This window comes from Acinetobacter sp. ABJ_C5_2, assembly GCF_044538485.1.
GTDB classification, from domain to species: Bacteria; Pseudomonadota; Gammaproteobacteria; order Pseudomonadales; family Moraxellaceae; genus Acinetobacter; species Acinetobacter nosocomialis_A.
Map to the genome: position 1 here is coordinate 57,121 of NZ_JBIUCS010000008.1, position 13,481 is coordinate 70,601.

Here is a 13,481-nt window from a genome sequence, read left to right on the forward strand (position 1 = left end):
TACATGGAAGAACTAGCGGTGCTTTTTGCAATTGTGAAAAGCACCGTCTCAGCAGAATATAGTGCAAAAAATTAGGAAGCCAACATGGAATTACTTATCCAACCGGGAAAATTGACCTTAGCCGATTTACGTCAAGCGTACCTCAACCCGATCAAAGTTAAATTGGATGAAAGTGCTTCATCTGCAATTGATGCAAGTGTGGCTTGCGTTGAGAAAATTGTAAATGAAGGGCGTACAGCTTACGGTATTAACACGGGCTTTGGCTTACTCGCGTCAACCAAAATCGCTCCTGAAGATTTAGAAAAGTTACAACGTTCATTGGTTCTTTCGCATGCAGCAGGTGTAGGTGAAGCACTTGATGATGCAATGGTTCGTTTAATTATTCTATTAAAAGCAAATAGCTTGGCGCGTGGTTTCTCTGGTATTCGTCGTAAAGTAATTGATGCTTTGTTGGCTTTAATTAATGCCGAAGTTTATCCACACATTCCACTTAAAGGTTCAGTAGGCGCTTCAGGTGACTTGGCACCACTAGCACACATGTCTTTAGTGTTACTTGGTGAAGGTAAGGCACGTTATAAGGGTGAATGGTTACCAGCAGTTGAAGCTTTAAAAGTTGCAGGTTTAGAACCAATTTCTTTAGCTGCTAAAGAAGGTTTGGCACTTTTAAACGGTACACAAGTGTCAACGGCTTATGCGTTACGTGGCTTGTTTGAAGCTGAAGATTTATTTGCTGCTGCAACGGTTTGTGGTGGCTTAAGCGTTGAAGCAATGTTGGGTTCACGTGCACCATTCGATGCGCGTATTCACGAAGTACGTGGCCAACGTGGTCAAATTGATGTAGCTGCGGCTTATCGTGACCTATTAACAGACTCAAGTGAAATTGCACATTCACATGAAGACTGTAGCAAAGTTCAAGACCCGTACTCTTTACGTTGCCAACCACAGGTGATGGGTGCATGTTTAACCCAAATCCGTCAGGCTGCTGAAGTATTAGAAATTGAAGCAAATGCTGTATCGGATAACCCGCTCGTATTTGCTGAACAAGGTGACGTGATTTCTGGTGGTAACTTCCATGCAGAACCTGTTGCAATGGCAGCAGATAATTTAGCATTGGCGATCGCTGAAATTGGTTCACTGTCTGAACGTCGTATTTCGATGATGATGGACCGTCACATGTCACAACTTCCACCATTCTTGGTTGCAAATGGCGGTGTTAACTCAGGCTTTATGATTGCACAAGTGACAGCTGCTGCACTTGCGAGCGATAATAAAGCACTTGCGCATCCTGCAAGTGTCGATAGCTTACCAACTTCTGCCAATCAGGAAGATCATGTATCGATGGCTCCGAATGCCGGTAAGCGTCTTTGGTACATGGCTGACAACGTTCGTGGCATTTTAGCTGTTGAATGGTTAGGCGCTTGTCAGGGTTTAGACTTCCGTGAAGGTTTAAAAAGCTCGCCTAAACTTGAACAAGCTCGTAAAATCTTGCGCGATCAAGTTCCTTACTACAGTGAAGATCGTTTCTTTGCTCCTGATATCGAACAGGCTAGCGAATTGCTTGCGAGTGGTTGCCTAAACGAGTTACTCATTCCAAAACTACTCCCTAGTTTATCTGAAGTGTGATTGATAAAACGGTCACATGGAGTGGCCGAATCCAACTAAATTTCCTCAAGGATTGGAGATTAAAATGTCACAAAACTCCACACTACAGCGGGGGTTGAACACCCGCCATATTCGTTTCTTGGCATTGGGCTCAGCAATTGGAACTGGGCTTTTCTATGGTTCGGCGACTGCTATCAAAATGGCAGGGCCTTCAGTATTACTTGCGTATATCGTTGCAGGGATTGCAATTTATATTGTTATGCGCGCACTGGGTGAAATGGCTGTCCATAACCCTGTCTCTGGCTCATTCAGCCACTATGCATCTCAGTACATTGGTCCGTTGGCTGGTTTTACCACAGGTTGGACCTATGTTTTTGAGATGGTGATTGTTGCAATTGCCGATGTCACTGCATTTGGTATTTATATGGGGTTCTGGTATCCCGATGTACCGCGGTGGATCTGGATTTTGTCTCTCATCATGTTCTTGGGTGCAATTAACCTTATTCATGTAAAAGTCTTTGGTGAACTCGAATTTTGGCTTTCAATTGTTAAAGTCAGTGCCATTGTTGCCATGATTGTCGGTGGTTTAGGCCTTATGTTTTATGGCTTCCATGTTGACCATAGCAATGTTGTACCGGGGCTTCAAAACCTATGGATTTATGATGGTTTCATGCCGCATGGTATTGCAGGTTTGATTGGATGTTTATCTGTAGTCGTGTTTGCCTTTGGCGGTATCGAAATTATTGGTTTAACCGCAGGTGAGTCACAAGACCCGAAAACCACCTTACCAAAAGCAATTAATGCCGTTCCAGTCCGTATTTTACTGTTCTATGTACTGACTATTTTTGTACTGATGTCGATTTTCCCATGGAACCAGATTGGTAGCCAAGGCAGTCCGTTTGTACAAATTTTTGAAAACTTAGGCATTAAATCTGCTGCAAATATTCTAAACGTGGTGGTGGTAACCGCTGCAATTTCAGCAATTAACAGTGATGTATTTGGTGCAGGCCGTATGCTGTACGGTATGGCAAATCGTGGTCAAGCACCGCAAGTATTCAAGAAACTTTCACGTAATGGTGTGCCATGGATGACTGTTGTGGTTATGGCTGGCGTGCTGTTAATTGGCGTGGTACTGAACTACCTGATTCCTGAAAATGTATTTGTCATCATTGCATCAATCGCAACGTTTGCAACCGTTTGGGTATGGCTCATGATCTTGCTTTCGCAAGTGGCAATGCGCCGTAAATTATCTACTGCTGAAATTAAGGCACTGGATTTCCCTGTATTCGGCTGGCCATATGCACCTGCTTTTGCAATCGGGTTTATGGTGTTCATTTTAGTGATGATGGGCTACTTCCCAGACTCGCGTCCTGCAATTTATGTAGGTGCGGCATGGCTTGCTCTGTTAACCATTGCGTATCGCATTTGGGTAAAGCCGGAGCAAAGCTTGGGAAAGGAAAGTGAGCCTGTCCAGCAAAACATAGAAATGGAAAGCTAACAATTCAACTGCCCAATGGTTTAACTGTTGGGCAGTTTCGAGGATAGGCTAATGAAAAAACTTTGGCAGAACTGCCATATTGCGACCATGCAAAATGGGCAATATTCTTATATCGAAGATGCTGCAATTGTTACCGAAGAGCATCTCATCCATTGGATTGGAAAACAACAACAACTTCCTGCTGACACTTATTCCAAAACAGTTGACTTAAATGGTGCTTGGGTAACCCCAGGTTTCATCGACTGTCATACGCATAGTGTTTTTGGTGGCAACCGTAGCGTTGAGTTTGAAAAGCGCTTACAAGGCGTAAGTTATGCTGAAATTGCAGCAAGCGGTGGCGGTATTGCAAGTACAGTACGCGCAACGTGTGAAGCCAGCGAAGAACAATTACTGAAATCAGCCCTTAAGCGTATTCGTTGCATGCAACAAGATGGTGTAACCACCATCGAAATTAAGTCTGGTTACGGACTCAACTACGAAAACGAGCGCAAAATGCTGCGTGTGATCCGTCAAATTGGTGAAGCTTTACCAATGACGGTCAAAAGCACGTGTTTGGCTGCTCATGCTTTACCGCCAGAGTACAAAGATCAAAGCGATGCTTATATCGAGCATATCTGTACAGAAATGCTGCCGAAACTGCATGCTGAAGGTTTAGTCGATGCAGTAGATGCTTTCTGCGAGCATTTGGCCTTTTCACCTGCTCAGGTTGAACGTGTTTTTAAAACAGCACAATCATTGGGTCTACCCGTTAAGCTTCATGCGGAGCAGCTCTCATCGCTAGGTGGTTCAAGTTTGGCAGCACGTTATCATGCTTTGTCGGCTGACCATTTAGAGTACATGACCGAAGACGATGTCAAAGCGATGGCAGAGTCGGGTACGGTTGCTGTATTACTACCGGGCGCCTTTTATTTATTGCGTGAAACACAATATCCACCAATTGAAAGTCTGATTAAACATGGTGTGCGTATTGCGCTATCGAGTGATTTAAACCCGGGTACATCGCCAGCACTTTCTGTGCGTTTAATGCTGAACATGGGCAGTACGTTATTCCGTTTAACGCCTGAGCAAGCTTTAGCTGGTGTCACCATTCATGCCGCACAAGCGCTCGGTTTAGAGCAAACGCATGGCAGTCTGGAGCAGGGTAAAGTCGCTGACTTTGTCGCTTGGGATATTGAGCATCCATCTGAAATTGTTTACTGGCTGGGCGGAGATTTGCCTAAGCGAGTCATTCAGCATGGACAAGAAGTTATTTTTTAAACGGTGTCACATGAATCACACATTTAAATGGCAAGGCCGACATGATGGCGAGGGTGAAGCACACCAACGTATTCACCATATTGTGAACAAGACCCAACATGCTGAATTTGCTCTGATTGGTTTTAGCTCTGATGAAGGCGTGAAACGTAATAAAGGGCGAGTTGGTGCTGCCGATGCGCCAGATGCGATTCGCACACAACTGGCTAACTTACCGGTTCATCGTCCAGTCCGTATTGTCGATTTGGGTACAGTGACCTGCGAATATGAGAATTTAGAGCAAGCACAAACCGAGTTAGCAGAACAAGTCGCAAATAGCCTACAAAATGGTTTAAAGCCGATTGTGTTGGGCGGTGGACATGAAGTTGCTTTTGGCAGCTTTAGCGGTTTATTTCAATATATACAAGCGCATGCGCCAGATAAAAAAATAGGCATTATTAATTTCGATGCCCATTTTGATTTGCGTGAAGCAGAGCATGCCACCTCTGGAACACCTTTTTTACAAGCAGCAAGGCTTTCAGAACAGCATCAAAAACAATTTAATTATTTATGTATTGGGGTTGCTAACCATGCCAATACTAAAGTTTTGTTTGATACAGCCGATGCTTTAAATTGCTCATATTTACGTGATCATGAGGTTAATATTTTTAACCTACCAAACGTGCTTGCGGCAGTTGATGCTTTTATTGAAAAAGTAGACTGTTTGTACGTTACGATTGATTTAGATGTATTCACGGCTGCGGTTGCACCGGGGGTCAGTGCGCCAGCTGTCAAAGGAATTGATTTAGCCACTTTTGAAGCAATTTTTAAGCATATTCAAGAGACTGGCAAAATCAAACTTTTAGATATTGCTGAGTGCAATCCAAAATTTGATTTGGACAACAGAACAGCAAAACTGGCTGCGTATATTGTTTATCAATATTTGTTTTCTTGAGAAACAATTTTTAATGTAGAAATAAAAAAGTGCACTGAGATCGCTCATGTGCGCTTTTTTTTGACTTTCTGGTAAATTAAAGTCAGATTCGGAATATAGATAGCAACTATAAATAATTTAATTAAAAAGAAAATTAATTTATAAAATCATTGAGTTAAAAAAATACTCGATTTTTACACTATTTTATAGGCTGCTTGGCACGTAATTTGTTTTGTCTATATTTTAAACTTCGTTAAATATTTCTGGATAATTAAATGAAAAACAAAACCTTACATTATGCTTGTATCAGTGTTTTATTTTGGATGTCTCATTCCTCTAATGCTAAACCCCCCGAAATAAATACAAATACCACCGAAAAATCACAAGCTAAACAAAACAGTAATGTCTCTGTTCGGGTGAAAGCTTTAAATCAGCTTTTACAAGAACAGTGGGAATATACTTTAAAAAATAATCCTGAAACTGCAACGACTTTAGGCGATTTACGCTACAACGATCGATGGACCGAGTTTTCAAAAAATCAGATTGAGAAAGATAAAAAAACTACGCAAAATTTTTTAAAACGTTTTGAAGCGATTGATAGCACAGGATTTTCAGCAACTGATCAATTAAATAAAGACTTAATGATTTATCAGTTGAAAGAGACGCTTAAAAGTTATGATTTGAAACTCTATGAGATGCCTTTCAATCAAATGTGGGGACTACATTTACAATTTCCGGGATTTATTAGTTCGATTCCATTTAACAATGCTAGGCAATATCAAGATTATATTGCTCGTTTAAAACAAATTCCTCTTATTCTTGATCAAGGTATTCAGTTAGCGAAACAAGGACAAAAAGATGGTTTGATACCACCGAAATATTTACTTGAAAAAGTGGCAAAGCAGATTGATAGCATTGCAACTCCAGCAGGGAAAGACAGTGTTTTTGCTTCTCCATTAAAGCAATTTCCAAAAAACATTTCGAAAGCAGAACAAGAGCGTTTAAGCCGTGAAATACTACAGGCCATAGATCAGAATGTTCGCCCTGCTTATCAAAAACTCGGCACGTTTATTCAGAAAGATTACTTACCCTATGGACGACAACACGAGGGTATATGGAGTTTGCCAAACGGTGACGAGCTCTATCGTTTTTATGTAGAAAACAATACAACCACCTCGGAAAGTCCTGAAACTATTCATCAGCTCGGGTTAAAAGAAGTCGCTCGTATAGAGGCGGAAATGCTGAAAATTGCTAAAGCACAAGGTTTCAATGACTTAAAAAGTTTCCAACAATCTCTAAAAACAAATCCTGCGGTTTTCCCAAAATCTCGTGAAGAAATTTTAGAGATTTATCGTGGATATATTGCCCAAATGCAACCAGAGTTGCCGAAGCTGTTTGGTTTATTGCCAAAAAATAAAGTCGAAGTTTTACCTGTAGAGCAATATCGAGAAAAAGAAGCGGCAGGTGCGGAGTATCACCAAGGGACACCGGATGGTTCACGCCCCGGACAAGTTTATGTAAATACTGGCGACTTCTCTGAACGTTCCAAAATATCAATGGAAGCGACTGCTTACCATGAGGCAATTCCCGGCCACCATATGCAGATTGATATTGCCCAAAACTTGCCAAATTTGCCGATGTTCCGAAAGCAACCCAACCACACTGCCTACATTGAAGGATGGGCACTTTATGCCGAGCAATTGGGCAAAGACGTTGGTTTCTATAAAGACCCACTTTCAGACTATGGAAGACTATCGAGTGAGTTGTTCCGTGCTTGTCGTTTAGTGGTGGACACTGGTGTACATTATAAAAAGTGGACCCGTCAGCAAATGATTGATTTCATGCGAGAACACTCAGCTTTAGATGAACCTGATATTCAGGCAGAGGCAGACCGCTATATTGCTATTCCTGCTCAAGCATTAGCTTACAAGATGGGCCAACTGAAAATTTTAGAGCTACGGGAGCTCGCGAAACATGAGCTTGGGGACCGTTTTGATATCAAAGCGTTCCATGACATGATCTTAAATGCAGGAACATTGCCTTTAAATATACTCGATGCACGTATTAAAAATTGGATTAAGGAACAAAAAGCGGCAGCTTAAAACAAAATTCGAAACTTAGGTCAGGTCCTCGTTGGGCCTGATTTAAAAACCAATAGAAAACAGAATATAATAATAAAAAATATATTTTCGAAACTAGAAATGGAAAAAAACCTAAAAGAATATCAGGCTATTATTTTTGATTTAGATGGCACCTTAGTCGACTCCTTTCATTTTTTTCTAAGCGTTTTAAATCAACTTTCCGCAAAGTATAAGTTTAAATCGGTAAGCCTTCACGAAGTCGAGTACTACAAACAACTTACGCCTAGAGAAATTATGAAAGAAATGAATGTTTCTAGGTGGAAACTGCCTTGGATTGCGAAAGATTTTATTCGGCTAATGAAAGAAAGAGATGAAGAAATTCATCTGTTTGAAGGTATGCGGGACCACTTAATTGAACTGCATAAGCAGGGGTATACACTCGCAATTATTACTTCAAACTCTAAAGAAAACTGTCAAAATGTACTGGGTAAAGAACTCTGTGAGCTTTTTAGCCATATTGATGGTGGCTCGTCTATATTTGGCAAAGCGAAGCGAATTAAGCGTGTTCTCAACATTCTGGATGTAAGTAAAAACCAAGCAATTTATGTCGGCGACCAAACCACGGATGGCGAAGCTGCACATGAAGCAGGTATTGATTTTGCTGCGGTAGGTTGGGGTTATACATCGGCTGAAAAATTAAAAACCATTCAGCCCAAAGTCGTGCTCACAGACTTGGCAACCATGAAAGAATTTTTCTAAATACATGAAATACAGGACCAACCATGAATAACAATAACAACCCGATTGGAATGATTGACTCTGGTTTAGGCGGGTTGTCTCTCTTTAAGCATATTCGGCAGGCTCTTCCGAATGAAGACATTATCTATTTTGCAGACTCGAAATATGTCCCTTATGGAGATAGGGAAAGTGACTGGATTGTTTCACGAACCACGCATTTAATTTCAAACCTAGTGACTCATGGCAAATGCAAAGCGATCGTGATTGCTTGTAACACCATGACGGCCGTAGCGGTTGAAACGATTAGAGCGAAAATTAGTGTGCCGCTTATTGCGATAGAACCCGCAGTAAAACCCGCTGTGGCAATGACCGTGAGCAAGCATATTGCGGTTTTGGCAACTGCAACCACGGTGAGGGGCAAAAACTTAAAAAGTTTAATTGAAACGTATGCGCAAGATATTAAAGTGTCTTTGGTGCCTTGTATTGGGTTAGCCGAAAAAATCGAAACGGGCAAAGCACATACCGCAGAAGTTAAAGATTATTTAAAAAATATTTTGGCGCCGTTAGTCGAGCAAAAAGTCGATACGATTATTTTGGGTTGCACACATTATCCATTTGTTTCAGATACGATTCAGGAAATTGTCGGTCGTGATATTCAAATTATTGAGCCTTCGGAAGCTGTAACTGCCCAATTAATTCGGCAGCTCAATCAATATCATTTAAATTCTGAAAGTCCAAATGAGGGGAATCATATTATTTGGACCAGTTCAGACCCGTTGGAAGTTGCGGGCGTTACTTTTTCTTTGTTAGGTAAGCATTTACCCGTAGAAACTACTGATTTTTAAAGCCAAGAAAAACGCCTAGCCCCATAAAAATGAGTCCACCCATCACTGACATAGATTTTTGGGGCTTCTTCGATTTAGTTAATTTTTGGCTAATATAATTGGCTAAAAACACACAAACCACATCAGCAGAAACAAAGATCAGATTCACAATCAGTCCTAAAATAATGAATTGAGACCAAACTGGAAAATCTAATGAGGTATTAATAAATTGAGGTAAAAATGCGATATAAAAAATAGCAGTTTTAGGGTTTAAAACTTCGACCAGAATGCTCTGCTTTAAAGATAACTGACCATTTTCAACATTTTGCTGAAGAGTCGGGGTAGAGGTAGATCTAATTAATTTAATGCCTAACCAAACTAAATACAGCGCCCCTAAAATTTTAATAATATCATAGAGTTTTGGAATAATTTGAAAGATGGTCGTTAAGCCTAAAGATGCCGCTATGATATGAAAACAGCCTCCTAAGAAAATTCCAAATGCTGCCATTAGGCCAGATTTTCTACCGCGAGAAAGCGTCTGCGCAGCGGTATAGAGCATTGCTGGACCCGGAATATAAGCAAAAATAATTGTAGTAATTAAAAATGTAATGAAAAGCTCTAAAGAAATCATGTTTTACCTATCTTATAGTTACTATTTTTGAATGAATTTTAAACAATTTAAAGTATAAGAAATTTATAAGTATTTCAATTTTATAATCAGGTTTATTTCTATAAAACTAAAAATCATCCAAAGAATGATTTAAATTCTTTGGATGATTGAAAATAAACTTACTTAGCTTTTAGAGTCGCTCTCTAAAGTCTTAATGACTAAAAACTAAGCTCAGCGCCTAGATTAAGCTTATTTCAATTCCCAGCGCTGTTTTGGGTCATCAGATCGTTGACTAATACCTACAGATGAACCCCAGATATGTGTCAGTACAGCATCTGGTTGACCCTCTACAAAGATATAACCATCTTCAAATGCCCAATTAGTTTGGTACTGGCGACCCGCGCCTTGCAAGAAAACATCGCCACTATGCCAATTAACAGGTTTTATTTCTTTACCATTGGTACTGTTTAACGCTGTTTGCAATTGTTCAAAAGACTCATCTGATTTTAAGCTGACTTTTAAAATCTTTTTGACCGTATCCATATTTTTTTCATTCGTATGTAAATTTAGAGTTTTTCTAAGCTCTAAAAGGACTTTTATGGCTTCTTTTTTGAGGTCTTGAGTATTTTCATATTCTTTATATGCTTTTACACGAAGCTCTTGCAGGTTCTCTTTTTTCATATTTTTTAGTAGAGCATCGATATTTTGATGGCGTAAATGCAATCGGAACTCTGACCTTGTAGTCCAATCTTTTTGATCCAAGACATCTAATTGTACAGAGGCAAGAATGATCTTATAGATTTGTTCATTCTGCTGAGCGAAAGGATTTTCAGACAAACCTTTAAGTTCAGGAATATCTAAAAAGAGCCAAGGAGAGGCAGCATATTCATAGAACTTTTGTTCGATGCGACGAATTGACTCATGAGCGAGTACAGCATTTAAATATTCGTTCAGCTTAGTCTCATCGAGTTTACCAACAAGTTCCGATTTAATGGTTTCTTCGCCGTTACTATAAATAAATGTTTCTAATAAACGAACGATATCAAGACAATCACTGGTTTTTAAGTGGGCGAGTGTTTCTTCATCTTGCTTTGGTAAAAGACTAAGGAAATGCTCTAAGTCTTTATCAAATAATTTATATGCAATCGCATTTGTTTCAACACGAGCACCGAGCACCCAACTAGAACGGATATCTTTAACTTTGTTGTATAGTTTATTCTCTCGACCACTACGATAGTCGCGACTGTCAAAATACCAAAGCTCTTCGTCTATGTTTTTAACTTTATCATGTACCGTAAATAGTCGGTCATTTGTATGAGAATAAGGTAAAACACCTGTCTCACCACGTGCAGTTACAGCATCTTGTAAGCCATGGGTTTGCCCACCGTATGCGCTTGCGATACATGCACCTGTTTCTTTGTTAATGATTCTAAAGTTTCCACCTGGAAATCCATTAGCCATGATAAGTTGCTCCTTATAATTAGAAAGTTTTTGTAATAGTCGAAATTTATAGTTATTAGGCAAATTTCGAAGCGTGATTTATATCATGATTTTTCATGTAAAAAGCCAAGTGTTTTTGTTGGTTTTTGTATATAACATGTTGATTTAGTTGTATTTATTAGAATGTCTTAATAAAGGCCAGAGACTATGCTTTAGAGCTTTATAAATTCAATAAAGCTATAGAGAAATAAGTTTTAGAAAAGATGCTAGAAGTGCTCGCTTATCAACTTATGGAGTAGGGCGTTCTATAAGTTGTTTTTATAGCTAAATCGTCTTTATCTTAGAGTCATTTATATAAACTATTAAATTAGAATTAACGATTAATCTATTTTATTAACTAAATATATATAACCAAATTTTATATTTTAAATTTAATTTAAAGACATAAATATAATAAAGAGAATAATATTATTTAAACATTAATTAAATTATTATATTTAAACTTTTTCATTAAAATAAATTGACGTTCTTTATTATACCGATTATTATCTCGTTGCTGGCCTACATTGCCAGACGGTTTTGACAGACCGTAAGTCCCCATAGCGGATTATAGTTCTACTATAAGTCGTTAGACCCTTGCGTCCCCTTTCTTTGCGGTAGGACGGAAGGGGGACGCCCCGTGCGTGCTGGTCTCTATGGGCACCAGTCTGTCAACCCTCTTTCGTTCTGCCACCCTAATCAATTGACGGTGATTTGGTGGTAGGACTCCATTTTTAAGGAGTTGGCCATGCCATTATTCAAACTCATTTTCTCTCTCATTTAACTATTTTATTTATTTAAAATTTGGGTTTTTGCTACCTGATTTTTTAAATTTATAAATTATTTTTATTTTAAAATCTTAATTATTTTATTTTCCTATTTTTGTGGGAGGATTAATTATTATTTAAAAAATTATTTTAATATTTATTCGAATCATATTTTTGTTTTATTTAAAGATATAAATAATCATGAGAATAATATGAAACTTCATAAATTTATATTGTTTTTAAAACTTGTGGTCGGTGCTTACGGTATTACAAATGATGACGCCAATGCTCAGCAGGAATTTAAAAGAATTTGCTTGTCAGGTGAGCACATGCAAGCCAGTTGCGATTGTATTTGCCAACAGCTTGCACAGGTGTATTCGCCTCAAACCGTACAACGTTTAAAACAAACCAGTTTGCAAAGTCCTGATCTCCCACAGGACTTTGCCCCTAATTTGTTTAGCAGCATTCAACGCTGCGACAAAAATGAAATGGGCTAAGTTCGCTTAGCTCCTTTATCTCTGTGTCGCAATGATCTCTCAAACTTTAAATCAGCGCAAAAGTAAAAGTCTGTTGTGGCATGGGGGCCTAGGGGGGAGTGTTCAGTTAGCCTAAGTCGGTTGTGCAATAGCCTTTGTTCACCATGTTATTTCGCTTTTTTATTATTCGAAGAAACTTGAAGACTATTTAAAATAAAGTCGTGGAGCTGTATGACATTTTTTTGGCTGATATTCGAATAAAATGACTCATTGGGATTGGTCATTTCCGCACTTTCTAAACTATAGTGAATAAAGGGGTCATTGTAATTATCTAAGGTTCCCAGATATTGCCAAGCTCCATCTTCAAATCCACGTTCAGCTAATCCTCTTTCGTAAATATGATTGAGAACTTCTTCTCCAGCTAAACCATGAATCACTTTTTGTTGTTCGCGAAGATTTTTGACCCCTAACTTTATTTTGGCTATTTCGGGCAAATCTTGCTGATTTTTTTTCATCATAGCAATTAAGGGTTGATCGGATTCATAGGTAACTCGATGATTTATATCTATTCGCACTCCAGGATAACTTGGGAATTTAAAATGCAAATAGCCCCCACCAAATGGAATATTTTTACTCATGTCATCTAAAATAAAAAACTCTTTCCAACATAAACCAGCCTGTTCCTCACCTTTAGTCGATCTAATTTTTATATTTTTTAATGTTTGTTTCATGTCCTCAACAGCTTCATCCAATAAATCATTACTAGCTCCGCTTTTTAGAATAAGTAGTTTTCCCGGACTTAAATAAAGATAACCATAAATTTCATAAATTGATGTTACATACTGCCCATCTCGAAAAATAATGATATGGCTAACTGAACGACCAACTTGATTTACAGGACCTTGAATTTCTCGTTTTAATAAAACACCCTCTGTTTCATGAGGTTCATGCTTTAAATACTCAATCTTGTCATTAATGAGTTTTTGATACGCTTCGTATGTTTTTACACTTTCATCAACTTCTATATCACTACCATTATAGTTAAAGTTACTGTATTCAACTTCTGTTTCTTTCGGGATCGTTAATTCAATTCGACCAAAACATACTTTTTTAGGATTACTATAATCAATCACTTGAATTCCTTCTTTTTGTTTCTCAACATTTGAACAAGCACTAAAAGAAACTGCTGTTAAGGTGCAAAGCATTAAGCTCTTTAATAGTTTCATTCTTAACCATCCT

At 38.7% G+C, this 13,481-nt stretch carries 10 protein-coding genes and 1 pseudogene; 8 read left to right on the plus strand and 3 right to left on the minus strand.

Features of this window, described 5'->3' with window-relative positions; genetic code table 11:
* Nucleotides 1–84 precede the first annotated feature (84 nt).
* The 7 genes from hutH to murI all read left to right on the plus strand — a co-directional run bounded on the left by hutH (nucleotide 85) and on the right by murI (nucleotide 8,931).
* The gene (gene hutH, locus ACH8JV_RS10355) at nucleotides 85–1,623 is read left to right on the plus strand and encodes a histidine ammonia-lyase (RefSeq protein WP_039245890.1); all 1,539 of its coding nucleotides are present in this window, start codon (nucleotides 85–87) and stop codon (nucleotides 1,621–1,623) included.
* 64 nt (nucleotides 1,624–1,687) lie between these two features.
* Nucleotides 1,688–3,100 (plus strand): amino acid permease, encoded by a 1,413-nt coding sequence (locus tag ACH8JV_RS10360; RefSeq protein ID WP_151818533.1) that lies wholly within the window; start codon nucleotides 1,688–1,690, stop codon nucleotides 3,098–3,100.
* Between the two features lie 51 nt (nucleotides 3,101–3,151).
* A complete protein-coding gene (hutI, locus tag ACH8JV_RS10365; RefSeq protein ID WP_396521113.1) occupies nucleotides 3,152–4,357 on the plus strand; it encodes an imidazolonepropionase in 1,206 nt (401 codons plus the stop codon).
* 10 nt (nucleotides 4,358–4,367) lie between these two features.
* A complete protein-coding gene (hutG, locus tag ACH8JV_RS10370; protein WP_396521115.1) occupies nucleotides 4,368–5,288 on the plus strand; it encodes a formimidoylglutamase in 921 nt (306 codons plus the stop codon).
* Between the two features lie 254 nt (nucleotides 5,289–5,542).
* Complete coding sequence (locus ACH8JV_RS10375) at nucleotides 5,543–7,369, plus strand: DUF885 domain-containing protein (RefSeq protein WP_396521117.1); 1,827 nt, start codon at nucleotides 5,543–5,545, stop codon at nucleotides 7,367–7,369.
* A gap of 99 nt (nucleotides 7,370–7,468) precedes the next feature.
* Complete coding sequence (locus ACH8JV_RS10380) at nucleotides 7,469–8,107, plus strand: HAD family hydrolase (protein WP_396463199.1); 639 nt, start codon at nucleotides 7,469–7,471, stop codon at nucleotides 8,105–8,107.
* A 23-nt stretch (nucleotides 8,108–8,130) separates the two neighbouring features.
* Entirely contained in the window at nucleotides 8,131–8,931 is an 801-nt protein-coding gene (murI, locus tag ACH8JV_RS10385; RefSeq protein ID WP_396521119.1) for a glutamate racemase, read from the plus strand.
* On the opposite strand, the gene ACH8JV_RS10390 is transcribed toward murI, so the two are convergent.
* Nucleotides 8,918–9,541 carry a LysE family translocator gene (locus tag ACH8JV_RS10390; RefSeq protein WP_396521121.1) on the minus strand — a complete coding sequence of 208 codons (624 nt, stop codon included), beginning with the start codon at nucleotides 9,539–9,541 and terminating at the stop codon, nucleotides 8,918–8,920. The genes murI and ACH8JV_RS10390 overlap by 14 nt on opposite strands.
* Before the next feature lie 228 nt (nucleotides 9,542–9,769).
* Nucleotides 9,770–10,981, minus strand: coding sequence for a hypothetical protein (locus tag ACH8JV_RS10395; RefSeq protein WP_396521123.1), 1,212 nt, complete (start codon nucleotides 10,979–10,981; stop codon nucleotides 9,770–9,772).
* Between the two features lie 997 nt (nucleotides 10,982–11,978).
* Here ACH8JV_RS10395 and ACH8JV_RS10400 point away from each other — a divergent pair.
* Nucleotides 11,979–12,273: pseudogene (locus ACH8JV_RS10400) on the plus strand (hypothetical protein).
* A gap of 136 nt (nucleotides 12,274–12,409) precedes the next feature.
* Here ACH8JV_RS10400 and ACH8JV_RS10405 read toward each other — a convergent pair.
* Nucleotides 12,410–13,468 (minus strand): T6SS immunity protein Tli4 family protein, encoded by a 1,059-nt coding sequence (locus ACH8JV_RS10405; RefSeq protein WP_396521125.1) that lies wholly within the window; start codon nucleotides 13,466–13,468, stop codon nucleotides 12,410–12,412.
* Nucleotides 13,469–13,481: the final 13 nt, after the last annotated feature.

What these genes read in the sequence shown, in the direction of transcription:
- ACH8JV_RS10390 (WP_396521121.1), bottom strand. Translation starts at nt 9,541, where the DNA reads ATGATTTCTTTAGAGCTTTTCATTACATTTTTAATTACTACAATTATT.
- ACH8JV_RS10395 (WP_396521123.1), bottom strand. Translation starts at nt 10,981, where the DNA reads ATGGCTAATGGATTTCCAGGTGGAAACTTTAGAATCATTAACAAAGAA.
- hutH (WP_039245890.1), top strand. Translation starts at nt 85, where the DNA reads ATGGAATTACTTATCCAACCGGGAAAATTGACCTTAGCCGATTTACGT.
- hutI (WP_396521113.1), top strand. Translation starts at nt 3,152, where the DNA reads ATGAAAAAACTTTGGCAGAACTGCCATATTGCGACCATGCAAAATGGG.
- murI (WP_396521119.1), top strand. Translation starts at nt 8,131, where the DNA reads ATGAATAACAATAACAACCCGATTGGAATGATTGACTCTGGTTTAGGC.
- ACH8JV_RS10380 (WP_396463199.1), top strand. Translation starts at nt 7,469, where the DNA reads ATGGAAAAAAACCTAAAAGAATATCAGGCTATTATTTTTGATTTAGAT.
- hutG (WP_396521115.1), top strand. Translation starts at nt 4,368, where the DNA reads ATGAATCACACATTTAAATGGCAAGGCCGACATGATGGCGAGGGTGAA.
- ACH8JV_RS10360 (WP_151818533.1), top strand. Translation starts at nt 1,688, where the DNA reads ATGTCACAAAACTCCACACTACAGCGGGGGTTGAACACCCGCCATATT.
- ACH8JV_RS10405 (WP_396521125.1), bottom strand. Translation starts at nt 13,468, where the DNA reads ATGAAACTATTAAAGAGCTTAATGCTTTGCACCTTAACAGCAGTTTCT.
- ACH8JV_RS10375 (WP_396521117.1), top strand. Translation starts at nt 5,543, where the DNA reads ATGAAAAACAAAACCTTACATTATGCTTGTATCAGTGTTTTATTTTGG.